This is a genomic window from Corynebacterium sp. HMSC22B11 (assembly GCF_001815965.1).
Taxonomy (GTDB): Bacteria; Actinomycetota; Actinomycetes; order Mycobacteriales; family Mycobacteriaceae; genus Corynebacterium.
On sequence record NZ_KV823491.1, the window covers coordinates 1 to 24,904 of the forward strand.

The following is a 24,904-nucleotide window of genomic DNA, read 5'->3' on the forward strand; positions in this document are numbered from 1 at the left end:
CCGGCGGGCGCCGGTGGGGGCCGGCCGGGCGGCGTCCCGCCTGGCGGGCGGCACTGCGGCGCGGTCTGGAACGGGGGTTGTCGGCTTGTCTACTCACAGTGTCTATTGTGCCTGCCCCTGACCGCACTGTGACATTCACTGCGCTTTCCGGCGTTTCCGGGCGAAGACGGGGTGAGCCATGCGTGACTACTTCCCTGGTCGGCACCAGAGAGGGGGCAAGGCCTGGGAACGCAGGCGCGAAAAGTGTGACTTTACCCACCCTTTCGGGTGTGTTTCGCCGGCGCAGGGATAAAAAGCGCCACATTAACCCGAGGAAAATGTGCCCTGAACTGCAGTTTTGAGGCACCCCTCAGTCATGACCCCGCCCGCCACACCAGTCACAGCGTTCACTTATTGTTATATTCCCGCAATATTGGTTGAAAGATACGGAAGGAAACAATAGAGTAACTCTCGTTCATAACGATCTGGTTACGAAAACCAGCGAGTAGATCACAGTCTCCAAAGCTTGAAAGGGCAAGGAACGTGCAGAAGACCTCCAGCACCCGGCGCGTTGGCCAGCACCGCAAGGTAGATAACAGCGCCAAGCGCCGTCTCGCATTGGTCGCCGTTGCAACGGGTGCCGTCTCCACGGCTGGCGCCGCAGGCGCTACTGCTGGCGCTCAGCAGGCAAACTCCGCTACCCCAGCCGATGGCTCCATCGAGCTGGCCACCGACTCCTCTTTCCTGGCCCAGGAGGCCGGGGGCAGCTCCGCGGCTGACGCCCCGCGCATCCTCGAGGTCCCGCAGCTGCAGGAGACCACCGCGGACCTGTCCGCACAGCTCTCCTCCGCTCTGGAGTTCGCCAAGCAGCGCGCTGCCGCTGATGCCGCATCCCGCGCCCCGCAGGCGGCTAAGCCTGCCGAGGGCTCCTTCACCTCTGGTTTCGGCGCTCGCTGGGGCACCAACCACAACGGCGTGGACATCGCGAACGCCATCGGCACCGCGATCCGCGCAGTCAAGGACGGCACCGTCATCGACGCTGGTCCGGCTTCCGGTTTCGGCAACTGGGTGCGCGTCAAGCACGACAACGGTGACATCACCGTCTACGGCCACATCGCCACCATCGACGTCTCCGTCGGTGACCGCGTGACCGCTGGCCAGAAGATCGCCGGCATGGGCAACGAGGGCTTCTCCACCGGACCACACCTGCACTTCGAGATTCACCCGAACGGCTCCGGCCCGATCGACCCGGTGCCGTGGCTGCGTGACCTGGGCATCGAGATCTAGCTCGACGCTGACGCGAATAGCTCCCACCCTGCTGCACACGGGGTCGGGAGCTTTTCTTCTTGTTATACGACCCCTCTGGGCTTGTTAGAGCGACCGCTCTGGGTTAGTTAGAAGACCGCTCTGGGGCTGCTATAGAGCACGACCCTAGGGGTGGCGCCACCCCTCCCCTAGAGCTTCTCCATCGGCACGCCACCAAAGAGCATGAGGCGCACGGTGCCGCGACTGCCGAAGTCGATCATGACGGTGGTGTGGCTGCCCGCACCGTCGACGCTCTTAACGGTGCCCAGGCCGTACTTATCGTGGTTGACGCGATCGCCCACGGCCAGCTCCAGGGGCTTGCCGCTGCGGTCTGTGGCCTTCTTTTTGCCCTTCGCAGCCGCACCCTTACCCGCAGGCTTGCCCGGCCGGAAGCCGGTGGAGTTGCCGCCGGACGCGCCACCAGAGCCACTTCCTGCAGAGCTAAATCCGGAACCTGCACGGCCCGCGCCGAAGGTACGCCCGCCGTCGAAACCGCCACTCCGGCTGCCGTAGCCACCAGAACCACCCGAGCCCCAGCCCCCGGAGCGGCCCCAGCCTCCCGAGTAACCAGAGCCACCGCCGAAGCTGGAGCCATCGGCATAACCACCGCTGCCCCAGGATCCCGCCCAGTCCGGTTCCTCGCGGAGCCACTCCACCAGTTCCTCGGGCACCTCGGAGAGGAAGCGCGAGGGCGGGTTATTCACGGGCGCGCCCCAGCCGGAGCGGGTGATCGCGCGGCAGATGTAGAGCTTTTCCTTCGCACGGGTAATGCCCACGTACGCCAGGCGGCGTTCCTCGGCGAGCTCCGTCGGGTCGCTGAGCGCACGCATGTGCGGGAACTGGCCGTCCTCCCAGCCGGTGAGGAAAACCACCGGGAACTCCAGCCCCTTGGCGGTGTGCAGGGTCATCAGCGTGATCTGGCCAGCGCCTTCTTCCGGGATCTGGTCGGCGTCGGCGACCAGGCTGACCCGCTCCAGGAAGGCCTGCACGCTGCCCAGCGGGGCTTCGCCCTCGTCGAGCATCGCGTCGGCGACGTCCTGCTTGAGCTGCACCTCGGGCTGCACCGCCTTGCCTGCGGGCATCTCCTCGTAGGCCTTCTGGTGGGCAGCCTCCTGGCTGAACTCGTGGCCCACGCTGATCAGCTCGTTGACGTTATCCAACCGGGTCTGGTCCTGCGGGTCATTGGACTTCTCCAGCTCGGCCCGGTAGCCGCTCTGCTCCACGATGGCGGCGATGATCGCGCCCAGGTCCGGCAGGCCCAGCGGGCTGCCGTCGGAGGCGCGCAATTCCGCATCCTCGACCGTTTTCCGCAAGTTCTCCATCATGCTGAGGAAACCCGCGATGGCGTTGCGACCGCGCCCACCGAGCCGGGCGACCTTGTCCTCAGCGGCATCCCGCAGCCCCTGCGCGAAGCTCACCCCCTGCGCTTCAGCGTGGACGGTGACCTGCGCAAGCGCCCGATCGCCGATGCCTCGCCGCGGGGTGTTGATGATGCGGCGCAGCGCGACCGTGTCCTCCGGGTTATCGAGCACCTTGAGGTAGGACACGATGTCGCGGATCTCCTTGCGCTCGTAGAAGCGGGTGCCACCCACGACCTTGTACGGCAGCCCGGAGCGCATGAGCACGTCCTCCAGCGCGCGGGAGGCGTTGTTGGTGCGGTACATGATGGAGATATCCCCGTAGGCCACGCCCTCGTCGACGAGCCGGTCGATCTCGCCTGCGATGAAGCGGGCCTCGTCGTGCTCGTTATCCGCCACGTAACCGGCGATCTTCTCGCCCTGGCCGAGGTCGGTCCACAGCTTCTTGGGTCGCCGCTCGGTGTTGCGGTCGATCACGGCGTTCGCCGCGGAGAGGATGGTCTGCGTAGAGCGGTAGTTCTGCTCCAGAAGGATGGTGTGGGCGTTCGGGTAGTCGCGCTCGAATTCCTCGATATTGCGGATCGTCGCGCCGCGGAAGGCGTAGATGGACTGGTCCGCATCACCCACCACGGCGAGCTCACCGCCCCCGCTGCCCTCTTCGCCGACCAGGGTGGAGACCAGCACGTATTGCGCGTGGTTGGTGTCCTGGTACTCATCGACGAGGACGTGGCGGAAGCGGCGGCGGTAATGCTCCGCGACCTGCGGGTTGTTGCGCAGGATGCCGACGACCTCGCCGATCAGGTCGTCGAAGTCCACGGCGTTCGCCGCCCGGAGGCGCTTTTGGTAATCCGCGTACAGGGAGGCGACGGTCTGCTTGTGGAAGTTGCTGTCCGCGTCCGCCTCAGCCTTCGCAGTACTAGGCCCGACGAGCTCGTTCTTCCAGTTGCTGATCGTGGACAGCACACCGCGGGGCGCGAATTCCTTGACGTCCAGGTTGTGGTCCTTGATGACCATGGTGATCAGGCGCTTGGAGTCATCCGAGTCGTAGATCGTGAAGTTGGTATTCAGCCCCGCCACGAGGTGAGCGTTGCTGCGCAGGATGCGCACGCACATGGAGTGGAAGGTGGAGACCCACATCCGCTCGGCGGCGGGGCCAACGAGGTCGGCGACACGCTCGCGCATCTCCGCCGCGGCCTTATTGGTGAAGGTGATCGCGAGGATCTGCCAGGGCGCAACACCGGTGGACAGCAGCCAGGCGATGCGGCGGGTCAGCACGCTGGTCTTCCCTGATCCCGCGCCCGCGACGATGAGCAGCGGGCTGCCGGTGTGCTGCACGGCTTCCTTCTGCTGCGGGTTGAGCCCGGCCAGCAGTTGCTCGCGGTTGTCCGGCGCGTGGCGTCGGTCGAAGGGGCTCACCGCGGTTGTGTCAGGACGTCGGTTCCCGCTGCTTGCAGTTCCCAGGAAGTCGTCGACGTCCCCGGCGTGCTGCGCTCCCTGACGTGGCTGGCGCTGCCCCTGCGACTGACTCTCCGTCGGCTGCGCGGGGGCGTGCTCGCCCTGCGCACCCGGCTGGGCCGTGGCCTCGTTCATGAGCGCGACCAGCTCCTCGTAGCCCGCGGGTGGGGCGTCCTCCGGGGGCGGGGCCGCATCAAACCCAGGGTCGAACTCAGGGTCGAACTCCGGCTCTGGCAGCGGCAGTTCCTCGGCCTGTTCTGCCTCCGGTCCGCTCGCACCGGTGGCTGGCTGCTCGCCGGCGTGGCTGGCCGCCTGGCCCGCCGGACGTGCGGCACCAGGGGTCATGGGAAAGAGGCTGTCTTGCTCATCAGGAGTGTTCATCGTCTACCAGGCTAGTAGATGCCCCAGACACGGCTGCGCGACGTACAATCAAAGCTATGACTAGCGAAGATGGCGCAGCGATGAACCCCGGCATCGGGGATGGGCCGGAGGCTCCGGCTAAGGACTTCGAGGTGCGCATGCCCTCCGGTACCGATGATCCGCTCTCCGATGAGGAGATTCAGAAGTATCGCCAGGAGATCAACCGGATGGACCGGACGATCATTGATGCGATCCACCGCCGCTCCGCCGTCTCGAAGGCCATCGGCAAGACCCGCCTGGGCTCCGGCGGTACCCGCCTGGTCTACACCCGTGAGGTTGCGATTATTAACCAGTTCCGCGAGGAGTTCGGCTCCGAGGGCGTGGAGATCGCCAAGGCGCTGCTGCAGCTTGGCCGTGGTCGGCTGGGCTAGCCCCGCCTTCACTCCCTGAGGCCCCTGCGCACCCTACCCCAACGCGCAGCTGCCCCCGACGATGCGTCGTCGGGGGCAGCTTTATGACCGAGGGTTCTGCCCTCGCGCTTGGGTGTCAGGGACGTTGCTGTGCGTCGGCACGCCAGTGCTGTGCACTAGCGTCTTCCGCTAACGCTATCCGTTAGGGCAGGCGGAAGCCCGCACCCGAACCGCCGAGCGCGTTCATGTCCGCCGCGATGGCATCCCAGGTGGTGGACACCGCTGGGGAGTGCAGCGGGCCCTGCAGCGGGGTGGTGCAGCTCGGCAGCGGCTGGAAGCCGCCGTTGAGGATGCCGACCAGGCGGCCGCCCGCGTAGACGGGTGCTCCGGAGTCCCCGAGGGATGCGCAGATGTGGCTCACGAAGGTCTGGCCGAGTTGCCCCAGCACCGGACCGCACTTGGTACCGGTGGCCACACCGGTCTTGCAGGCCGCGTTTGGCACGCCAGGCACCGGGCCACCGATTCGGTTCAGCGCGACGCGGCCGTAGTTCCGGGTCAGCTGAACGTCGGGGCGAAGGCGGATGACGGAATAGTCCAGGTTGCCGAACTTCACGACCTTGCCGATCACACCGGCCTCGGGAGCGTCGAGGGAACGCACCGGGCTGCCCGGCACGCCACAGTGAGCGGCCGTGATTCCCACCTTGTTGCCCGCAGCATCAATGCCCGCCACCGAGAGGGTGCAGATGCTGTCGCCCACCATGATCGGGGTGGATGGCCCCAGCAGAGCGCGAGGCTTGATGCGCTGCTGGGCAGCCGGCGCGGTGGGCGAGGTGAAGTAGTGCCCCGGCACGCGGTGTGGGCCTGGCTGGCCGGTGGCCGTGAGCGCTGCGTCGAGGGAGCCCATCGGGTTGGCCGCCGCCTGCCCGGCCGCACCGACACCCAGCCCGGCAGCGATGCCGAGGCTGGCGAGCAGGCCCGCGGCACCTCGCAGGATGCGCCCGCGCAGGGTGCGGTGGTGGCGGGCATGGGTCCGGCTGGTGCGCTGCATGGCGTGTTCCTTATGTGACAGGTGGGGCTCGATTCCCTCTAACCATAGCGCCCGCACCAGACACCGCCTACGCCAACGCGCATGGCGGTCCTGGCGCTACCCCCCCCAACACCACCCCACCCCAAAGTTCAATACATTGAACTTGGTGATTCATTGAACTGAACACTATTCTTGGCTGTCATGAGTATTAGCGTCCAGAACTTGAGCGTGAGCTACGGCGCGAACACCGCGATTCGGAACATCAGCTTCACCCTCGACTCCCCCGGCATGCACGGCATCATCGGCCCCAATGGCTCGGGCAAATCCACCCTCATGAAGGCGATGCTTCAGATCCTGGACAAACACAACGTCCACGGCACAAGCACCACCGGCACCCCTGCCGACTACCCCGTCACCCTCGACGGCAAGGCCCCCGCCGAGCAGCGCCGCGCAATCGCGTATATCGAGCAGCGCTCTGACCTCGACCGCAACTTCCCCACCAGCGTCTTCGACACCGTCCTGATGGGCACTTACCCGCGCCTGGGGCTCTTCCACCGCCCCGGCAAGACCGAACGCGAAGCAGCCACCCAGGCTCTCAAGGACGTCGACATGTGGGACTTCCGCCACCGCCACATCAGCGAACTCTCGGGCGGACAGTTCCAGCGCGTCCTCTTTGCCCGCGCCATTGTCCAGGACGCGGAGTACATCTTCCTGGACGAGCCCTTCGTCGGCATCGACGTCCCCAGTGAGAAGACGATCGTGACCCTGCTGCGGCAGATGGCGGACGCGGGCAAGCACGTCGTCGTCGTGCACCACGACATGAACACGGTGCGCGACTACTACGACGACCTCATCGTCCTCAACGGCGAGCTCGTCGCAGCGGGTCCCACCGAGGAGGTCTTCGTCCCCGACGTGCTGCAGAAGGCCTTCGGCGCGCTCGTCATCCGCGAGCCGTCAGCACCAGCCCACCCCACGCCACGGCAGGCAGCTCTTCAGGAGGAGACAGCATGATCGCGGAGTTCCTCGACTCACTACTCAGCCACGGCTACCTGCAAAAAGCGCTGATCACCTCGGTGATCGTGGGCGTGGCCTGCGGCATCGTCGGCAGCTTCATCGTGCTGCGCGGCATGGCCCTGATCGGTGATGCCATCTCGCACGCCGTATTACCGGGGGTCGCGGCCTCCTACCTGCTCGGCACGAACCTCTTCCTCGGGGCGGTGGTCGCGGGCCTACTCGCCACACTGGCGATCGGGCTGATCAGCGAACGCTCCACGGTGAAGAATGATTCGGCGATCGGCATCGTCTTTTCCACCTTCTTCGCGATCGGCGTGCTGCTCATGGCGAAAGCGCAGACGGCGACGGATCTGACGGAGATCCTCTTCGGCAACGTCCTGACCGTTCAGGACACCGACCGCAACCTCTCGATCGGTATTGCCGCTGCCGTGCTGATTCTCACGCTGGTCTTTTACAAGGAGCTCAAGCTCAGCACCTTCGACCCCGTCATGGCGCAGTCGGCTGGCGTGCCCGTGCGGGCAATCCACTACGGGCTGATGGTGGTGCTCACGCTGGTGACGGTCATTTCCCTGCAGACGGTGGGCGTGATCCTGGTGGTCTCCCTGCTGATCACTCCGGCGTCGGCGGCGTACCTGCTGACGAACCGGCTGGGAGTGATGATCGGGCTTTCAGTGGCGATCTCGGCTCTCAGCTCCGTAGTGGGGCTGTTCCTGAGCTATAGCTACAACGTGTCCTCCGGCGTGACGATCGTGCTGACCGCCAGCGCGCTGTTCCTGCTGGCTTTCCTCTTCGCGCCAGGCAAGGGACTGATTGCTCGCTCGCTGGGCAATAAGCCACTGGCCGCGCTGTTGGCCCTCCTGGTGGGCGGTGCCCTCGTGTTCGGGGCCGTGACCTTCTCGACGGAGGAGAAGGCAGACGGTGAGCAGCTGAACGTCGTCACCACCTTCACGCTGCTGGCAGACCTGGTGGAGGAGATCGGCGGCGAGGCGGTGAACGTCCATAACCTCGTGCCGACCGGCACGGACCCGCACGACTACGACCCCCTGCCCGCGGACCTGGATGCGACGAGCGACGCCGACCTGCTGTTCTACAACGGGCTGAACCTCGAGGGCGGTGAGCACGGCTGGCTCGCGAAACTGAAGAACACCGCGGGCCTGGACGATTCCCAGATGGTCGAGACCACCAAGGGCGTGGAACCGAAGTACCTCAAGGACGAAAAGGGCAATCAGGAGATCAACCCGCACGCCTTCCTGGATCCGACCGTCGGCATCGCGATGGCCGAGAACGTGACCGCGGCGCTGGCCGAGGCCCTGCCCGAGCGTGCCGAGCACATCGAGGAGAAGGGGGCGGAGTACAAGGCCATGCTGGAGAGCATCGACGCCGACTACCGCGAGCAGATCGGTGCGCTGCCGAAGGAGGATCGTGTGCTCGTGGCCAGTGAACATGCCTTCCAATACATGGTCGACACCTACGGCATGGAGCAGCTGTATATCTGGCAGATCGACACGGATGAAAACGGCTCCCCCGCGCAGATCGGACACCTCGTGCGCCAGCTGAAGGACAAGCGCCCGAAGCACCTGTTCGTGGAGTCGAACGTGGATACGCGCCCCATGAAGACCGTCTCGAAGGAGGCCGGGATTCCGATCTTCGACGAGCCACTGCACTCCGATGAGCTCGGCAAGCCGGGCACGGTCGCCGGGACCTACGAGGATTTCCTGCGCAGCAACTTGAAAACCATGATCGCGGGGCTGAAGCGCTAAAACGCGAATGCGCGAGGCCCACATGCGTTGGGCTTCCCCGGTCGCATTCCCCCCCTGCTTTTCTTGCAGCAGGGTGGGTGGCGGGCCGCCCGCGGGCTTATTATTTGATGCATGGCTGAAACTATCTCCGAGCAGAGGCAGCGGATTCTGCCCTCTCGCGCTCACCTGCCGTACGGGCTGGTGCTCGCCGCCTGGTGGAGCGCATGCCTGCTACTGATCGCGGGCGGGGCGATCGTCGGCGCCCGGTTGGTGGAGAAGCTCGCGGTGGTTGTGGCGCCGCTGGCCATCGCGGTGCTGTTTTCCGCGATGCTCACCCCGATCGTTAATTTTCTCGACGTCAAGTTGCGCCTCCCCCGCTCCCTGGCGTCTTTACTGACGGTTCTGGGGCTGATCGGGCTCATCTCGGCGGGCATAACGCTGTTCACGACCCAGCTGATCTCTGGGGTGCCCGCGATGCGGGATTCCGCCCGGGAGGGCGTGAATCAGATCGTTGATTGGCTGGAGAACGGCCCCTTCAAGCTCACCCAGGCGAAGCTCTCCGACATGGTCCACCACGTGCAGGGCGCGCTATCCGAGAACTCCAAGACCATCGCTGACGGCGCGGTGCGCACGGGCACGACGGCGGTGAACTCGGGGGCCGCGCTGCTGATCTTCCTGATCACCCTGTTCTTCTTCCTCTACGAGGGCCGGCGCATCTGGTTGTGGCTGGTGTCCCTGGCTCCCCGGGCCTCCCAGGTGCCGATGGATGAGGCTTTCCGCCGCGGTTGGGTCTCGCTGGGGACGTTCGCCCACGTCCAGGTGCTGGTCGCAGCGTTGAATGCGGTCTCGGTGGGTATTGGCTGCTGGGTGATGAAGGTGCCGTTCGCGATTCCGATTTCAGTGCTGGTCTTCATCGCCTCCTTCGTCCCGATCGTGGGCGCGCTGATCTCCGGCGCAGTGCCGGCGCTGATCGGCCTGGTGGACCAGGGCGTGTTCACCGCAATCGTCATGGTGATCATCGTGACGGCGGTGCACCAGATCGAGACGCACGTGCTGCAGCCCTTCCTGATGGGGCACGCGGTGGCGCTGCACCCGCTGGCGGTGATCGTGGTGGTGGCCGCGGGCACGTACCTCTTCGGCCTGGCGGGCGCGGTCTTCGCGGTGCCGGTGGCGGCACTGGTGAACTCGGTGGTGCGCTATCTGCGCGGCAATGACATGTTCCCCGCGCTCGGCGAGGCCTATGAGCTGCGGAAACCGGGGACCACGAGGGGGCTGACCGACCCCAAGGAGGAGAATGCCTCTGCGGAGTCGGCAGCTGCCGATGCAGAGTCGGACGCCGAGGCCACAGCTCCAGCTAACACCTCCGAGCTCCGCGACTAGCGCCCTCTCCCCTTCACCACCGGCGCGCTCCTCCACCTCCAACTAGCAGGCTTCCCCAATGCCCAGCTGGACACAGAAAATCCCCCATTCCGGTAAGTGCTGGCACTCACCGGAATGGGGGACTTTTGCTGGAGCTAGTAGCGCTCCGGCTCCTCGCCGAGCTGGAAGCGCCGGCCGGAGATTTCCTCTGGGGTGATCTCCACGTAGTTGTACTTCAGGGTCGGCAGCCACGGCTTCAGCGGCAGCTCGTCGGCCTGCTGAATCTCGTCGGTCCTCTCCAGGATGCGAGCGCGTCCCTTCACGATGACGGACCATGCCTTGTCCTCGGTGTGATCATCGGCTTCGAAAAGCACCCGATCGTTGATGGACACGGTGAAGAGCTTGGAGCCCTCCGCGGTGCGGAAGTAGATCTTGCCCTCGTTCACCACATAGTTCAACGGGTAGATGTCGAAGTCATCCTTGATGCGAACGACCAGGCGGCCAAGCTGCTGGTCGCCCATCAGCTCCAGGGCCTCGTCTTCCTTCAGGACCTCAATGGGGTTCTCAAAATCAGCCATGCTTCCATTCTGGCACTGTTTTGCTTTTCGTGTCGTGGCGGAGTTTTTAAGCCTCGGGTCCGGTGATCAGCATCAAGGTCACCGTGGCGGGTCCGTCGACCGCCCGCAGCTCGTGGGAGACGTTCGCCGCCACAGAGATTGCGGTGCCCGGCTTAATGAGCAGCGTCTCGCCACCCACGTCGAACTCGACCTCACCGGTTTGGCCGAGAACCATGATCGGCGCTGGCGCGTGGTGATCCGCCATGACGTCGCCCTTGCGGAAGCTGATACGGACGATGGACGCGTGTCCGAGCCTTTCCTGAATGCGAACCTCGGGGACGGCCCGTCCCTCCCCCTGGGGCTGGCTGTGTGCTGCGTCCAGCTGGGTGAGGTACGTCCAGCCTTCGCCAGCGGAATTGTAGGGCTGCTTCGTGGAGGTGTCTTTATTTGCGCTCATGGCCCCATGCTTCCACATAATTGCCACCCCAGGTATGGCGAAGGCCCCCTCACCGTTTCCAGTGCGCCCCGATGCGAGCAACCGCCTCTTCCCTACGTACTCCGGCACCGCCCCACGCGTGCACTGGCTTATTTTCGCGAGTAGCACAGAGGCCCACGAGCCCCAGTCAAGGCCGCGAAAAAGCAACCGCTACCGAGATGATGCCGAGCGGGATAAGCAAGATAAAGAGGTTAATGACGGGCAGCACTTGCCCTGCCGCGACTTCTTCCCATGCGTAAAGAGCCGTCGAACCAAACCCAAGGAGCAACATCGCGCACCCCACCCCGGCCCAAGCCAAGACGGTGCCCCTCGCTGGTTCCGTGCGCGACCGCAAGAAAAGGTACCCACCCAGAACAGCAACCCACACTGTTGTCAGCGACGCCCCCACGGCAATGATGATCCCATCTACAACACTCCACGCCGCATTCGGATCATTGATAATGAAGCTCGTCAGCACCGTGAGCGCTGGAATGCCCACAGCTCCTGCAAGCAGCCATCCAAGAATTGTTTTAGCGCCCATAGTGAAAGGTTAACAGCCGAGCACTGAAGCAGTGCCGGGATGTGACGAAGCCCCCTTCACCAGCACCCGCTGTTCCTGCCGCAGAAGTAAAACACCGACAGCTACGGCTCGGAATCGGCCGCGTTTACCCCGTCCACAGTATTCGGCCCGGACATCCTCGGGATTTCAGATTACGAGATATTGAACCAGGGGGCGGCTATCAGAAGATATGAAAAACAAGTACCCATGAAGATTCACACCAAAGTGGCGATCATGATCCAGCGGGCTGGCGCAACTGGGGCCTGTGTGTCGCCGGTGAAGGAGCGCAATTTACTTCGCAAGGTATATCGCCGACGTCGCTGAGCCTACTCTTCTAACAGGCACGCTGGCACATCACCAGATCCCACTAGAAATGAAATGTAGAAGGGGGTCAGGCGCCGACAAATCAGATGCTTCTTCGTCCTCGAATACAGTAACTCAATAAACCGGCAACGGCAATACCTATCACTAATTAGCTTCTATTTCCGGAAGGCTGACAGCTCGTCCCCATAATGATGCTGTCATTCGTGCCGCCTCCCGGCCGTGGGCTTCTTCTTCGACTTTCCCTTGGGCGGCTTGCCATCCAGCAGGTCGGACACACTGTTCAGATTCTTCGAACAATTGCCTCCAGAAGCGCTCAATGGATTATAACCAACCGTGCTAGGCTCAGTTTACAATCCTTTCAAGTTAAGGAGCATGATGGGAATCTTCGGTCGGCTTTTCGGATCCAAGGATGAGGAAGTCCGCGACGATTCAGCCACTGACGCAGCCTACGAGGAAGAGACCGAAATCTGCGGAGTTTGTGGGGCACGCGGTGACCGAAGTGACCTTTATGACATCGATGGCTTTCAGATCGACGGCCGCCCAGACCCAGTTAACGTCGTCTGTCACGACTGCTACGTCGAAAATAACCTGGACAGCGGCTACCCCAGCTACTGCTGCGGAATGATCTACGAAGACGGCGAAGAGTACTGCGCAAGCTGCGGCGATCCGCTTTAGGCTGAGCCGGAGCTCGGGGGCACGGAATCTTCCTGGGGTTCTTCGATCATTTCCTCTTTGACCGATTCGGTCTCCTCTGAAGGCACTGTGCCCGGTTTCTCGGCATCTTTGGCCCGCTGTTGCTTCCAATCCTTGAACTTCCGGTTCAGATAACGACCGCCCTCCAAGAGGGCCGCTGTCGCCATCATCGCAACCACAGCTCCTTGTTGCCTGCCGGTGGTACGGCCGTCGAAGAATCCCTTGCCGTAAACTGGGCTCCCCATGGACTATTACTCCTTTCGATACATCTATTCACCCCAGCCTAATGCAAATGGCGCAGATTAGCGCTGGGTTTGAGTGTCCATACGTTCGATGGCCCTATAAATCGTTGGCCTGGACACGTTGAACGTACGAGCTACGACGCTGACGGAATTACCGCCTTCGGTTAGCTCCTTGGCGGCTTGCGCCTGTTCGTTACTGAGCTTCGGCCTTGACCCGGCGCCCCCTGCCCTGTGCTCGGGCATGTTCCACACCCTCACGGGTGCGCTGGATCAGTAGGTCTCTTCCCACTCAGCAAGGCTTGCCATGGCGTTGATCACCACCTTGTCGCCAAGACGCGATGTGTCTAGCTCAGGCTCAAGCACCTTGAAGTTGATATCTCGCCTAGCCAGATCAGCGATCGTATTCACAGTCTCAGCCAGGCCACGACCGAGGCGGTGGAGTCTGGTCACAACGAGAGTGCCATCAGGCCTCATGCACGCCAGAGCGTCGTCAAGTCCCGGGCGTTGCCACTTAGTCCCGGAAATTGTTTCCGCGTAGGCGTGGTTTGGATCGTAGCCGGCGTCGATGAGCGCCTCACGCAAGGTGCCGAGACTTTGCCCTGCCTCGACGTGGACACACACGCGCGACACCAACAAGCATGGTTATGCCTCCTCTGCTGCTTCTTGGAGGTCTGTTGGAAGGTTGTGATGCAGCACGTACTCGCGTAACAGCTTGTAGATGGCCCTGTGGACTTTAAAGCGCGATGGTTTCCTTCCCGCCGATTGATAGAAGTACTGCGTTGCAGCGTCGAGATCAACAGAACTAATGACGTCATCGAAACGGCCGTATTCGTTGATATGCGCCTCATCCACGTGCGCGGCGAGGATAATTCGCAGCAGCTCGGCATCAACACCAATAGCACGCACAAGCTGCGCGATCTCACGGTCTTGCTGCGAGAGTTTGTACTCGTTGATGTAGTCCTGCACTGTTTTGCCGGGCACCAGGTCAGCATCGCCCGATTGAATGTCGTGAAGCCAGCGGTTAGCAAAGACCTGGTCATCGGCGCTGAGACGCGCAAAGCCTGCGTGTAGGTCTGAGAGCAGCTCATCGAGCTCAGCCTGCGGCAGACCAGCCTCGATAGCACGCAGGTACTTCGTGTACTTCGCGTTGAGGTAGTCAGCGTCGATACGCGCAGTGTCGATGTGAGTGATGTGGACGTTGATGTCGTACGGCGGGCGGTCATCGCCGTCTCCCCCGCCTGGCTCTGGTTCACCCTCTGCACCGCCAAGCTCTTTATAACGCGACAGCAGCGCGATGTAGACCGGCTCGGTCAGTTCCACGGCAATCTCGGTGTCGGCAACCTCGTAGGTATCTTGCTCCCAGGTAAACCCCTGGACCTGAGCTGCTTGGAGATGCTCGTAGAGTTCGGGCAGCACCTTCGCGAACTCAAGACGGTCGGCTTCATCGCCGGGCAAGCGAGAGAAGTCGCCGATGCCGGCAAAGAGTCGCGTGATGGTCGTGAAGCACTGGTTGATCTGCAACAAGTGCTCGTCAAGATGATCAACGAACAGCCCGAAGGGCTTATCACCGGAGTACAGCTTGACAGCATCGTCGATGTTGCGTCGCATCGTGTACGGCTTGCGGTAGTAGCGGATCGAACCGAAGGGCTTTTCCGGGCCGAAGACACGGTTGGTACGCGAGAACGCCTGGATGATGTTTTCATAATCGATGACTTTGTCCAGGTACAGCGTGTTCAGCCACTTCGAGTCGAAGCCAGTGAGCATCTGTTTGACGACGATGAGCAGGTCAATCTGCTTGTCGTGCGTAAACGCCGGCGTGTTGTATGGCGCCTTATGTGCCAGTCGTGCAGCAATATCGCGCTTAAAGGCGTCGTGCGTGGTCATGGTGAAGTGCTGATCAAACTTGGCGTTGTAATGCTCAAGTATTTCAAGTAGTCCGTCTTCTTTTCTGAGTTGGGCCTCACCTGTGTTGTCGATGTTGGCATCAAACAACGCCGTGACGTTCAAGTGCGGGTAGGAATCGCGAAAAATTTGGAAATACTCAATAGCCTCGACGATGGAGTGCGTAGCCAAGATCGCATGAAAAGCACTGTTCCGGCTTAAATGCACCCAGTGCTCGGCGATGTCAGAAGCGACAGCAGCACGGTGTTCTGGCTGATTGTATTGCGACATCGGAACGAAGTCCTCGATCCCCTTGTCATAGGAGCCGTCTTCGTGGCGCACACCAGCCATCGGGACCTGGGCCTTGTCCATGTACTTCAGGAAGGTCTTTTCCTTGTGTGGATCGCTAAAAGCGTCCTGCTCATCGACAGCCTTGGCCTGTTCGAGCGCGACAGAGGTGCGCACGTCATTTGCGCGGTAGGTCTCGACCATCTCAGGATCAAAACCGAGCACGTTGCCGTCACGGATACCGTCGGCAATGGAATAGCGGTGCAGCTCATCGCCGAAGATGGTGGCCGTGGTGGAATGCACCTTCTGGTTCTCGTCGTGGATCGGCGTGCCTGTAAAGCCGAAGAGCAGCGCGTCCGGCAGCGTGGTCTTGATACCCAGCAGCATGTCTCCGAAGGTGGAGCGGTGTGCCTCGTCAATGATGAACACGATACGCTTATCACGCAGTTTCTTTAGCACCGGCTCACGCAGCGTGTCAGCCTGCAAGTGGTGGAACTTCTGCAGCGAGGTCACGATCAACACCGAGGTGTCGTTTGTGAGCAGCCGAAGCAGCTCGTCAGCGCTGGCGGTGTCTGCAACGTCGATGGTGTCGCCACCATAGCTGCGATAGTTCGCCAGCGACTGCGTGCCCAGTTCCACGCGGTCAAGCAGGAAGACCACTTTGTCGGCGTTTTTGGAGTCGGCGATCAACTGCGCTGTCTTGAAGCTGGTGATGGTCTTGCCAGAGCCGGTGGTGTGCCAGATGTAGCCGCCCCTGTTACCGCTACCCCACTCGTGGCTTTCCACTCGGTCAGCAATGCGGTGCGCAGCGAAGTACTGGTACGAACGCATGACCATGAGCGCACCGGCTGCGCGGTCTGTCACCGTGTAGAAGCCAATGAGCTGGTGCGCCATCGGGATAGACAGCAGCGAGGTCACAACCGTCGGCCACTCGTTGATCGGCTCGTTGTTGAAATCAGCCCAGTTGAAGAAAAAATCAGGATTGAACTTGCCCCCAGGACCAGGGTTAGCAAAGTACAGAGTTTCACTCGGCGTCATGCCGACGAAGATCTGCACCAGCGAAAACAGCCCAGTGAAGACACCCTCGTGGGCGTATTTAATGATCTGGTTCGTCGCCTGCGAGACAGGCACGCCAGAGCGCTTGAGTTCCAGGTGGATCACCGGCATGCCGTTGATGAGCAACATGAGGTCGCCGCGCCGCTCCGGCATGAGCTTGTGAGCTGCAGTGGAGAACCTCGGCTGCCGTGCGATCTGATAATAGGACTGCCCACCTGCGATCTCGCGGCGGTCGTAGATTTTCAGGCTTACTTCTTTGCCCAGGTTGTGCGCCTGAGGTGCATCGCGGGTAATAGCCACGCTACGGCCGTTGATGAACTCATTGAGACGCAACGGTGTGCGTAGATCCGTGATCTGCTCGATGATCTGGTCCATCTCAGACGATGTCAGCGGCACATCACCGAGCCGGTCCTGGTCGCGGTTGTTGTTGTAGAGGATCTGCGCCCAGTTGTCGATGAGCTGGCGCTCAGTGGGACGGTCAAGCACCTCATCCCAGCCGTGACGGCGCAGCATGGCGACAACGTCATCCTCAAAGCGATTCTCATCTGTGTACGTCAGTGGTGTAGTCATGGTGAGCGCTCCTTAGACGAACATACGCTGCAGCAGCGCAGTCTTGGCTTGAGCTAGTTGCGTGATGTAGCCGGCTTCAGCTGCGATAAGAGCATCGAGGTTGGCAAACACTTCACCGATAGCACACTGCTCTTCGAGGGATGGGAACGAAAACACGGTTTCAGCCAAGGTTGAGATGGAGATAGAACTAACCTTGGTCCCCTGCATCTTTGACAGCAACTGGTTGTGAAAGCTCGGGGCGTTGAGAGCATGTCCGAGAAAACCTGGAGCAAAGGTTCTGATAGGTCGTGCGGAAATCGTGTGTAATCCAGCAAGCACGAGATTTTCAGAAATACCCTGTATCTCAACACATTTCCCTACTGTCGAGTCTTCGGCTGCATCAGCGAAAAGAATGTCTCCATCGGAAAGACTCTGCCGAGAAAGGTTTGAAAGTCGCTCAACGTCGCGAACGAAAGGTATATCGGTTTGCGAAACATCCACAACAGAGTCGTATTTCACAAGGATGTCACCGTAATGGATGTTCATTGCCGAGGTAGGTACATCTGTGAGATCTGCTCGACTCAAGCTGTTATGTCCACGGTAGGCAACCAAGTCAGAGAAAGGCTGGATCTCCCAGGCTCCACTGAACCCGCCGAGCCGCAGCTCAGGCTCATCAGCACCATCTTGCGGGAACATACGCTGCATGAGCGCAGTCTTGGTCTGCTGCAGGTTCGCGTGCTTGATGCGGTGCTGCTCGATCAGCGCGTCGAGATCAGCGAAGAGTTCACCGATGGCGCGCTGTTCTTCGCGAGTAGAAGGAAAAGCCATCGGCGCTTGGGACACGAGTTTCCAATCTGCACGAGGCATCTTGGAACCACTTGAGATACTGGCGGCGGCGTCATACGTCGGGGTTTGAATGAGTTGATAGAGAAATTTGGGATCAGTAGTCAGAGACTGTAGGACCCAGAAATCACCGACGGCGATGCCGTGAAAATCAGGGAGAAGCCAATTTTTGAGGTACGGGCGTAGCTTGCCGTAAAGCACGTCACCTGGCCCAAAAAGAAGGCCAGCTTTAAAGCTCTCCTTTCGGTTCAGATCTTTATTGAGAACACCGACACCAGAAACAATGTCTTCGTATTCCAGACGAGGAAGGGCCGATTCTGCTGATGCGGTGCTAGAGCGTGTGACAGCTGAGCCAAACTCTTTTACCTCCCACTCACCATCGAACCCATCGAACCGCAGCGCTGGTGTGTTGTGCTTAGTCACGCTGACCACCGCCCAGCATCTGCTTCAGGGCTGCGACAGCCTGCATATCCGCATCCGAGCCAGCGAGCTGGTCCAGCGATGCAAGCAAGCTACGCTCAGTGGTAGCGATCTGCGTATCTAGCTCAGTCAGCGGCGTGGCGTACTTATCCTGCAAGCGCTGCACCTTGCTTGCAAGTTTGACCAGCACATACTCGGGCAAAAGCTCTAGTTCACCCTCTAAAGCCTTGATCCACTTGGTGTTAAGAACTTCTTCAATCTGCCCTGGGGTCAAGTTCTCAATGATCTCGCGAGTTTCAGATTCTAACGCTTCAGAGGCATCCTTCAACTGCGTTTTAACTACTGACTGACGGTTAACAAGTTCGTATGCTTCCAGCACTACGGACTCAATACTCCCTTCAGGCCATTGCATCCCCATGGGTAAAGTATTGACCGTTTTTTCAAGACCACCCTTGAGGAAACCATCTCCCTTCACGTTAAGCAGCCCTACATGCTCGCGCTTGTCCTCATCGCTGAGATTGTCCACCAGTGAACGTAGCCCGTTCTTAATGGTCTTAGCTTCATCTCGAAGTTCGTTCAGAGCATCAGATTGCGGGTTTGACTCTTTAATCTTCTTCTTCACAATCGTTTGACGATTCATGAAGTCTAAAGCTCGAAGCAGTACGGCTCCCATGCTTCCGTCAGGCCACTGAATGCTCTTAGACAAGTTCGCTATAACGACCTCTAGACCTGACTTAATGAAAGCATCACCCTTAACATTGAGCGCTTCATCCACATCAAGCTTGTCCTCTTCACTCAAGCCTTCGATAAGACCATTGAGCTGGACTTTGATGTCTTCTGCTTCACCAGAAAGTGAAACTACCTTCTCGGCTAATTCGGGCAAATACAAACTGCGAACAATGGCAAACGGGGCTACACGGCCTTCCCAGCCGGTTCGGACGTAGACCTTCTTCTTGTCCTTGGTCTTCCACTCCATGACAGGATCAATGACCCGCATTGCATCCCAGCCCTCGGTCTGCAGGATCGTCAGATCGTTGGCAATGACAAGCCACTTCTCATGTAGCAGCTGGTATCCCTGGTACTCGTTGACCAGTGGCACCGGGGCTAGGCGCGCGAACAGATCAGCCTTGATGCCATCCTCAGCAGTGTTCACTGGAACAGCCATCGCACCGTCAATGAGGTCTGTTTCCAAGGCCCCAGCAAACCCATCCAGTGTCGCGTTCAATGTGTCTGCCAGCGTTCCGGCAGCACTGTGTTCTAAGACCATTTCGCGAATGTCGTCAGTGCGGAGGGTCGCGTACCCGTTTGCACCTTCTTCAAACAGCGTCTCACGCAGGCCCGGCAGCACATCCCAGTACTCAGCGAGAGCGTCGATCTCGCTCACAGGGATGCCGCCGTTGACGGTGGCGAAGAAGTCCACAGACTCCGGCGGCAGTGTTGCAGAAACGTAGCGCGGAATATTCAAGTTGTAGTCGTTGTCGCGAATCTCATCGCGAGACACAACACGTGCGAAGTGCTCTACGTCTCGGCGAGCATGAACAGTATCAACGATGCGCTCGATGTCACGCGCGCGCAGAAGATTGTTCTTGCCGTCTTTAATAAAGCCCTGGGATGCGTCAATGAACAGCACGTCATCGTGACTGCGCTGCTTCTTGAGCACCATGATGATGGTCGGAATGCCGGTGCCGTAGAAGATCGAACTCGGCAGGCCAATGATGGTGTCGATGTTATTGGCCTCGATAAGGCGCGTACGGATCGTCTCTTCTGCCCCACCACGGAAGAGCACACCGTGCGGCAGGACAATGGTCATAATGCCGTCTGGCTTGACGTGGAAAAGCTCGTGCAGCAAGAAGGCGTAATCAGCCTTATTCTGTGGCGCCAGACCATACTGCGTAAAGCGTGGATCGGTGTCCATGCCCTCTGGCTCCCACTTCTGCGAATAAGGAGGGTTCGATACAACAGCATCGACAAACAGCGGGTCATAGGTGTTTTTCGGGTCAGCCTCGTCAAACATCGGCCAGTCGTGTTTCAGGCTGTCTCCGTTACGAGCGACAATGTTGTCCGCCTTAACACCCCGCATAACCAAGTTCATACGCGTGAGGTTGAAGGTATTGTCTTTGAGCTCTTGGGCGTAGTACTTGATTGCATCTGGATCACCCATATGACGTGCAACGGCCTGGCCGATATTCAGCAGCAGCGAGCCAGAACCAGAGGTCGGGTCGTAAATGGTCAGGGTCTCACGGTCTTGGGTGTGCGCTGCAACAATTCGGCTCATGATCTCAGAGACCTCGTGCGGGGTGTAGAACTCCCCCGCCTTTTTGCCGGAGTTCGCTGCGAACTTCGAGATCAAGTACTCGTAGATAAACCCGAGAACGTCGTAGCCTTGGGCACCATCAGTGGGGATGTCGTTGATAAGGTCCAGCAGATCCTTAATCGCCTTGGTCTGCGAGACAGCACTACTACCCAGCTTCGACAGCCCTGTTTCTAGAGTGCGGAAGATGTCTTTGAACACGTGGCTGCGGCTCGGCAGGATGAGGCGTTCAAAAGCAGCGAGTGCATCACGCACATCAGCGACGTTGAAGTCACTACCGGCAGCACGCCACGTCGAGTGAAGGTTGTTATACGAGATGAAGTAGCCCAGCCGGTGCTGTACGAACTCCACTGTTTCGGGGTCGTCTTCGACGAGCACCTCAGCAAGTTCATCGGGTTCTACGTCGTTGGCGTACATCAGCTGCTCAACTTGATCAGAGAGGAACTTATAGAAGATGAAGCCGAGAATGTAGTCCTTATATTCCTGCGCCTCGATTTTGGAGCGCATGGTGTTCGCGGATTCCCAGATGCGCGATGCGAGTTGTCGTTTATCCATGATGCAGTGCCTGTTACCTGTCAGTATTAAATCGCACCATCGCTTAACGTCGCCAAAACTGTTGAAGTGTCACCAACGTACATGGTGCAGGATTTTGAGCCTAGTGCACCATCTAGTGCACCAAATGGCGATTTCAGCACAAAATGAAGAAGGCCCCTACCAGCGTTTCCACTGGTAGGGGCCTTATCTTAGTAGCGGGGGCAGGATTCGAACCTACGACCTCTGGGTTATGAGCCCAGCGAGCTACCGAGCTGCTCCACCCCGCGACGCTTGCGAGTACAGACTCAACCAATTCCTTGGCTGACCTCTGTCTGCAACATCGACTAGCCTAACAAGGCTCCATACAAAAGCAAAATCGCCCGCTGGCCTGCGCTCTTCCATCGAGCGCTGCGACCAACGGGCGATCAGCGGGCTAGTCACTGGGCGGCCACGCGGCCACCCAGCCTGCCCCTACTGCTGGGACTGCAGTTCGCGGACTGCCTTGTCCAGCTCGTCGAGGGCCTTGCCGAACTCCTCGAAGGAGCCGGACTGGCGGGTGCGGTTGACCTTGTCCATCGCATCCCGGACCTTGTCAGCAGCGTCGCCCTGCGGCAGCTGACCAGCAGCGCCGGAGCCCTGCTCCTGGCCTTTATCCTCGTCCTTATCGGACTCGCCTTCGTCCTTCTTATCGCCCTTACCCGGAGCCACGACGCTGCCGTCGACTTCCTCCAGGTCCGTGGCGGCCGCCGGGTCGATGCCGACCTGCTCCAGAGCCTCGGCGATCGTCGGCGCGTAACCGACCTGACCGTTGTAGGACACCAGCACGCGCAGCAGCTTCGGGAACGCGGACTCCTGGTCCTTGCGCTTGGAGTACACCGGCTCCACGTACAGCACCTGACCGTCGCCCACCGGCAGGGTCAGCAGGTTGCCGTTGATGACGTCGTTGGTGCCCTCAAGCAGCGTGCGCTCGCGGGCCACCTCGTCGGAGGACATCATCGTGTCCTGCGCCTGCTTCGGACCCTGGGTCTGCGTCTGGGTCGGCAGCACGCGCACGTGGATCTTGCCGTAGTTCTCCGGGTCGGAGGAGACGGTCATGTGCGCGGCCAGGAACTCACGGCGCAGGCCACGGAACGGGGTGATCAGCTGGAAGCTCGGCTTACCGGTCTCCGGGTCGGCGGCGACCACGTAGTACGGCGGCTGCGCCAGCTCACCCTTGTTCTCCTTGGCGGTCGGGTCGGAGGGCACGGACCAGAAGGCGTCGTTCTGGAAGAACACGCCCGGGTCGCTGACGTGGTAGCGGGCGATGAGCTCACGCTGGACCTTGAACATGTCGCCCGGGTAGCGCATGTGCTGCATCAGCTCGTCGCTGATCTCGGACTTCGGCTTCACGACGTCCGGGAACGCGCCGCGCCAGGCCTTCAGGACGGGGTCCTTCTCGTCGAATTCGTAGAGCTCGACGGTGCCGTCGTAGGCGTCGACGGTGGCCTTGACGGAGTTACGGATGTAGCTGACCTTGTCGGTAACCAGCTGCTCACGGCGGACACCATCGGGGTTGGTCGTGTCCGTCGTGGTCTCCGTCAGGCTGGTGCGCTCGGAGTAGGGCAGGTCCGTCAGGGTGGTGTATCCGTCCACGACCCACTTGATGCGGCCGTCGATGACGGTCGGGTAGGTCTTCGAATCCGTGGTCAGCCACGGCGCCACCTTGTGCACACGCTCGCGGGGGTCGCGGTTGTACAGGATGCGGGAATTCTCGCCGATGCGGTCGGTGAGCAGCAGGTTCATCGACTCGAAGTGCGCGGCGTACATCAGGCGGTTGAATGGGTTATTGACGTCCACCCCGCCCTTACCGGTGTAGGTGTAGTTGCTGTCCTCGGTGTCGTACTCCAGCGGGTTGCCGCCGGAACGGCCGACGATGGCGTAGTCCGAGTTCGGCGTCGGGTTGGAGGCGATCAGCGGGCCGAAGTAGATACGCGGCTGCTTCAGATCCAGCTCCAGCTCGCCACCCTGGCGGCCCCGCTCCAGGGACTGCAGGTCGGCGACGGTGTAGACCGGGTAGCCACCACGGGCGGAACCGACGTCGCGGGCTACCTCGTCGACCTTGCGGGCCGGGGCGGCGATGAAGCCGTTGCCGTGGGTGTAGACGGTGTGGCGGTTGATCCAGTCCTGCTGGTTGCCTTCCAGGGTGTTCGGGTTCAGCTCACGAGCGGCGACGACGAAGTCGCGCATCTTGCCGTCGACCTCGTAGCGGTCCACGGCGAGCTCATCGGAGAAGCCGTAGAAGTTACGCAGCTGCTGTTGCTGGGTGAACGTCGGGGACAGAACCTGCGGGTCGAGAAGACGGATGTTGGAGAGAGTGACGTCGTCCTGGGCGATGGAGCGCTCCGCCTTCTTGCCGCCCTGCTTGGTGCCCCAGTTGCGCTCGTAGGTGACATTGTCATCCTCGAGGTCGTAGGCGTGGCGGGTGGCGTCGATGTTGCGGGCGATGTACTCGCGCTCCTTCTCCGCGCGGTTCGGCGCGACGGAGAACTGCTCCAGGATCGCTGGCCAGGCTACGCCGGCGACCAGGGAGGTCAGCAGCATCAGGGCCACGGCGAGTGCTGGGATACGCAGGTCCTTCATCACGATGGTGAGGAAGAACAGGGCGGCCACGAAGATGGCGACGACGAGCAGGACGATCTTCGCGGGCAGGACAGCGTTGATGTCCGTGTAGGAACCACCCGTGAAGGTGTCGTGCTGGCGGTTGAGCAGGTCGTAGCGGTCGAACCAGTAGCCCACGGCCTTCACGATCATCCAAATGCCGGCGATGATTGCCAGCTGGCGGCGGGCCGCCGGGGCGACCTTCGCTTTCTCCCCCACCCGCGGGTTACCGGTGGTGATGGATCCCAGCAGGTAATGGCCGATGCCGTTGACGAAGAAGGCGATGATGAGCATGAAGCTGAGCAGCCCCAGGATGAGGTTCAGCATCGGCAGGTTGAACGCGTAGAAGCTCAAGTCCTTGCCGAACTGCGGGTCCTCCACCCCGAAGGAAGAGGAGTTCCAGAACAGCATCGCGCGGCGCCAGTTGCCCTGCGAGACCAGGCCGACGACGATGCCCGCCAGGATCGGCAGCCACACCAGCATCGGGCGGACGGTCTGCCGGATCGCCGGGCGGTTCGCGGCCAATGGCGAGGCCGAGCCGAGCGACTCCAGGCTGGTCGGCCCCTTGCGGTAGGCGGCGAAGGCCGCGAGCCAGACGATCGCCCCCGCAACCAGCCCGAAGATCAGGAACAGAATCACACGGGTGACGATGACGCTGAAGAATACGCCCTGATATTCCAGGTCACGGAACCACTGCCAGTCCGTGTACGCGCCAACCACGATGGGAACCAAGAAGAACGCCACACCCAGCGCCATGACCAGGCCGGCGATAATCTTGGAACGGCGCGAGGGCGTGAAATTTGCAGATGAGGCGCCAGATGGAGGCTGTGCCGACATACTCAAGGGTTCACTACTTCCTACGCAGAATCAGATCTAACAGTCCAGGATACGTAGTAAAACTTCCCTCGCGAAATGAGTTTTTGCCCCTAGCGATGCTGGCTGCCGCCACATATGGGGCGGCGGGCTAAACTCGCGGCCATGAACCTCAACGATGACCGCATCTTGAACGCCGCCCTCATGGAGGCCGTGGACTTCATCCAGGCCGAGGGCTGGGATCGCCCCGCCACCCTGTTCGCCCTCGTTCCGACGGAGCTGGTCGCCGACGCCCTGGAACTCACCGAGGACCGCAACCCGCTCTCCCTGATCGTGCAGGACGACCTGCCGGAGCACATCCGCCCCGGCTCGGAGGAGCTGGGCGAGTTCGTCGCCTCCATCCGCTGGCCTGCGCAGGTGGTGGGCGCGATCCTGGCCCAGGAGATCTCCTTCGTGGACTCCTCCCTAGGCGAGGACGCAGCCCCGCAGCAGGCACGACTGTTCAGCGGCATCTTGGACGCGGGTGCCCGGGATGGCGCCGCGGCGGCGGGCGATGGTTCCGAGCGCACCTTGCTGCAGCTGCGCCCGACCGAAGAGGAGCTCGCGGCCGATCCCTTCGGCCAGGACCGCGTGGAGCTGCGGGGCGGGGAGGATATTGCGCCGGGCGTGATCGCCGCGCTGCGCGCCACCTTCGTGGACTAGGGCCTCGCTAGGGC

19 protein-coding genes and 1 tRNA gene are annotated in these 24,904 nt (G+C 61.2%); 7 read left to right on the top strand and 13 right to left on the bottom strand.

The genetic code is table 11. The annotated features are described in order from the left end of the window. Positions 1-522 precede the first annotated feature (522 nt). Entirely contained in the window at positions 523-1,266 is a 744-nt protein-coding gene (locus HMPREF3088_RS04815) for a M23 family metallopeptidase (RefSeq protein ID WP_070758679.1), read from the top strand. A 167-nt stretch (positions 1,267-1,433) separates the two neighbouring features. Here the strand turns inward: HMPREF3088_RS04815 and HMPREF3088_RS04820 are convergent, their stop codons facing one another. Beyond that, positions 1,434-4,478, bottom strand: coding sequence for a UvrD-helicase domain-containing protein (locus HMPREF3088_RS04820; RefSeq protein ID WP_070758680.1), 3,045 nt, complete (start codon positions 4,476-4,478; stop codon positions 1,434-1,436). An 80-nt stretch (positions 4,479-4,558) separates the two neighbouring features. Here HMPREF3088_RS04820 and HMPREF3088_RS04825 point away from each other — a divergent pair, with 80 nt between their 5' ends. After that, positions 4,559-4,888: a chorismate mutase gene (locus HMPREF3088_RS04825; RefSeq protein ID WP_210398572.1), complete on the top strand. Its 330-nt coding sequence runs from the start codon at positions 4,559-4,561 to the stop codon at positions 4,886-4,888. A 181-nt stretch (positions 4,889-5,069) separates the two neighbouring features. Here HMPREF3088_RS04825 and HMPREF3088_RS04830 read toward each other — a convergent pair whose 3' ends face one another. After that, positions 5,070-5,915, bottom strand: coding sequence for a S1 family peptidase (locus tag HMPREF3088_RS04830; protein ID WP_246818055.1), 846 nt, complete (start codon positions 5,913-5,915; stop codon positions 5,070-5,072). A 180-nt stretch (positions 5,916-6,095) separates the two neighbouring features. Here HMPREF3088_RS04830 and HMPREF3088_RS04835 point away from each other — a divergent pair, with 180 nt between their 5' ends. From HMPREF3088_RS04835 to HMPREF3088_RS04845, 3 genes are all read left to right on the top strand, one after another. Next, positions 6,096-6,905, top strand: a complete 810-nt coding sequence (locus tag HMPREF3088_RS04835) for a metal ABC transporter ATP-binding protein (RefSeq protein ID WP_012359778.1) — start codon at positions 6,096-6,098, stop codon at positions 6,903-6,905. Next, entirely contained in the window at positions 6,902-8,668 is a 1,767-nt protein-coding gene (locus HMPREF3088_RS04840) for a metal ABC transporter solute-binding protein, Zn/Mn family (RefSeq protein ID WP_246818056.1), read from the top strand. Before HMPREF3088_RS04835 ends, HMPREF3088_RS04840 begins: the two co-directional genes overlap by 4 nt. 111 nt (positions 8,669-8,779) lie before the next feature. After that, a complete protein-coding gene (locus HMPREF3088_RS04845) occupies positions 8,780-10,027 on the top strand; it encodes an AI-2E family transporter (protein ID WP_070758683.1) in 1,248 nt (415 codons plus the stop codon). 134 nt (positions 10,028-10,161) lie between these two features. Here HMPREF3088_RS04845 and HMPREF3088_RS04850 read toward each other — a convergent pair whose 3' ends face one another. The 3 genes from HMPREF3088_RS04850 to HMPREF3088_RS04860 form a co-directional block, all read right to left on the bottom strand. Further along, positions 10,162-10,584 (bottom strand): pyridoxamine 5'-phosphate oxidase family protein, encoded by a 423-nt coding sequence (locus HMPREF3088_RS04850; protein WP_070758684.1) that lies wholly within the window; start codon positions 10,582-10,584, stop codon positions 10,162-10,164. A gap of 46 nt (positions 10,585-10,630) precedes the next feature. Then, positions 10,631-11,020 (bottom strand): cupin domain-containing protein, encoded by a 390-nt coding sequence (locus HMPREF3088_RS04855; RefSeq protein WP_070758685.1) that lies wholly within the window; start codon positions 11,018-11,020, stop codon positions 10,631-10,633. 166 nt (positions 11,021-11,186) lie between these two features. Further along, entirely contained in the window at positions 11,187-11,579 is a 393-nt protein-coding gene (locus HMPREF3088_RS04860; protein ID WP_141759429.1) for a hypothetical protein, read from the bottom strand. 714 nt (positions 11,580-12,293) lie between these two features. Here HMPREF3088_RS04860 and HMPREF3088_RS04865 point away from each other — a divergent pair. Beyond that, the gene (locus HMPREF3088_RS04865; RefSeq protein WP_070758687.1) at positions 12,294-12,596 is read left to right on the top strand and encodes a hypothetical protein; all 303 of its coding nucleotides are present in this window, start codon (positions 12,294-12,296) and stop codon (positions 12,594-12,596) included. On the opposite strand, the gene HMPREF3088_RS04870 is transcribed toward HMPREF3088_RS04865, so the two are convergent. The 8 genes from HMPREF3088_RS04870 to HMPREF3088_RS04900 all read right to left on the bottom strand — a co-directional run bounded on the left by HMPREF3088_RS04870 (position 12,593) and on the right by HMPREF3088_RS04900 (position 24,212). Continuing rightward, on the bottom strand, positions 12,593-12,859 hold the full coding sequence (locus HMPREF3088_RS04870; protein WP_070758688.1) for a hypothetical protein: 267 nt from the start codon (positions 12,857-12,859) through the stop codon (positions 12,593-12,595). The two genes, HMPREF3088_RS04865 and HMPREF3088_RS04870, sit on opposite strands and share 4 nt — an antisense overlap. A gap of 57 nt (positions 12,860-12,916) precedes the next feature. After that, complete coding sequence (locus HMPREF3088_RS10145; RefSeq protein ID WP_083317325.1) at positions 12,917-13,099, bottom strand: helix-turn-helix domain-containing protein; 183 nt, start codon at positions 13,097-13,099, stop codon at positions 12,917-12,919. Between the two features lie 27 nt (positions 13,100-13,126). After that, complete coding sequence (locus HMPREF3088_RS04875) at positions 13,127-13,438, bottom strand: recombinase family protein (protein WP_246818057.1); 312 nt, start codon at positions 13,436-13,438, stop codon at positions 13,127-13,129. A gap of 60 nt (positions 13,439-13,498) precedes the next feature. After that, positions 13,499-16,651, bottom strand: coding sequence for a type I restriction endonuclease subunit R, EcoR124 family (locus HMPREF3088_RS04880; protein ID WP_070758689.1), 3,153 nt, complete (start codon positions 16,649-16,651; stop codon positions 13,499-13,501). Between the two features lie 12 nt (positions 16,652-16,663). Then, positions 16,664-17,896: a restriction endonuclease subunit S gene (locus tag HMPREF3088_RS10700; protein WP_141759430.1), complete on the bottom strand. Its 1,233-nt coding sequence runs from the start codon at positions 17,894-17,896 to the stop codon at positions 16,664-16,666. Next, positions 17,889-20,759, bottom strand: a complete 2,871-nt coding sequence (locus tag HMPREF3088_RS04890; RefSeq protein WP_070758690.1) for a type I restriction-modification system subunit M — start codon at positions 20,757-20,759, stop codon at positions 17,889-17,891. Before HMPREF3088_RS04890 ends, HMPREF3088_RS10700 begins: the two co-directional genes overlap by 8 nt. 192 nt (positions 20,760-20,951) lie before the next feature. Further along, a tRNA-Met gene (locus tag HMPREF3088_RS04895) sits at positions 20,952-21,025 on the bottom strand. Positions 21,026-21,209: 184 nt separating this feature from the next. Continuing rightward, a complete protein-coding gene (locus HMPREF3088_RS04900) occupies positions 21,210-24,212 on the bottom strand; it encodes a UPF0182 family protein (protein ID WP_070758691.1) in 3,003 nt (1,000 codons plus the stop codon). Positions 24,213-24,353: 141 nt separating this feature from the next. Between HMPREF3088_RS04900 and HMPREF3088_RS04905 the strand changes: the two genes are divergently transcribed. Next, the gene (locus HMPREF3088_RS04905; RefSeq protein WP_043951981.1) at positions 24,354-24,890 is read left to right on the top strand and encodes a PPA1309 family protein; all 537 of its coding nucleotides are present in this window, start codon (positions 24,354-24,356) and stop codon (positions 24,888-24,890) included. Positions 24,891-24,904 lie beyond the last annotated feature (14 nt).

Excerpts from the sequence above, each read along its gene's own strand:
- HMPREF3088_RS04820 (WP_070758680.1), bottom strand. The coding sequence starts at position 4,478 with ATGAACACTCCTGATGAGCAAGACAGCCTCTTTCCCATGACCCCTGGT.
- HMPREF3088_RS04825 (WP_210398572.1), top strand. The coding sequence starts at position 4,559 with ATGAACCCCGGCATCGGGGATGGGCCGGAGGCTCCGGCTAAGGACTTC.
- HMPREF3088_RS04830 (WP_246818055.1), bottom strand. The coding sequence starts at position 5,915 with ATGCAGCGCACCAGCCGGACCCATGCCCGCCACCACCGCACCCTGCGC.
- HMPREF3088_RS04835 (WP_012359778.1), top strand. The coding sequence starts at position 6,096 with ATGAGTATTAGCGTCCAGAACTTGAGCGTGAGCTACGGCGCGAACACC.
- HMPREF3088_RS04840 (WP_246818056.1), top strand. The coding sequence starts at position 6,902 with ATGATCGCGGAGTTCCTCGACTCACTACTCAGCCACGGCTACCTGCAA.
- HMPREF3088_RS04845 (WP_070758683.1), top strand. The coding sequence starts at position 8,780 with ATGGCTGAAACTATCTCCGAGCAGAGGCAGCGGATTCTGCCCTCTCGC.
- HMPREF3088_RS04850 (WP_070758684.1), bottom strand. The coding sequence starts at position 10,584 with ATGGCTGATTTTGAGAACCCCATTGAGGTCCTGAAGGAAGACGAGGCC.
- HMPREF3088_RS04855 (WP_070758685.1), bottom strand. The coding sequence starts at position 11,020 with ATGAGCGCAAATAAAGACACCTCCACGAAGCAGCCCTACAATTCCGCT.
- HMPREF3088_RS04860 (WP_141759429.1), bottom strand. The coding sequence starts at position 11,579 with ATGGGCGCTAAAACAATTCTTGGATGGCTGCTTGCAGGAGCTGTGGGC.
- HMPREF3088_RS04865 (WP_070758687.1), top strand. The coding sequence starts at position 12,294 with ATGATGGGAATCTTCGGTCGGCTTTTCGGATCCAAGGATGAGGAAGTC.
- HMPREF3088_RS04870 (WP_070758688.1), bottom strand. The coding sequence starts at position 12,859 with ATGGGGAGCCCAGTTTACGGCAAGGGATTCTTCGACGGCCGTACCACC.
- HMPREF3088_RS10145 (WP_083317325.1), bottom strand. The coding sequence starts at position 13,099 with ATGCCCGAGCACAGGGCAGGGGGCGCCGGGTCAAGGCCGAAGCTCAGT.
- HMPREF3088_RS04880 (WP_070758689.1), bottom strand. The coding sequence starts at position 16,651 with ATGACTACACCACTGACGTACACAGATGAGAATCGCTTTGAGGATGAC.
- HMPREF3088_RS04890 (WP_070758690.1), bottom strand. The coding sequence starts at position 20,759 with ATGGATAAACGACAACTCGCATCGCGCATCTGGGAATCCGCGAACACC.
- HMPREF3088_RS04900 (WP_070758691.1), bottom strand. The coding sequence starts at position 24,212 with ATGTCGGCACAGCCTCCATCTGGCGCCTCATCTGCAAATTTCACGCCC.
- HMPREF3088_RS04905 (WP_043951981.1), top strand. The coding sequence starts at position 24,354 with ATGAACCTCAACGATGACCGCATCTTGAACGCCGCCCTCATGGAGGCC.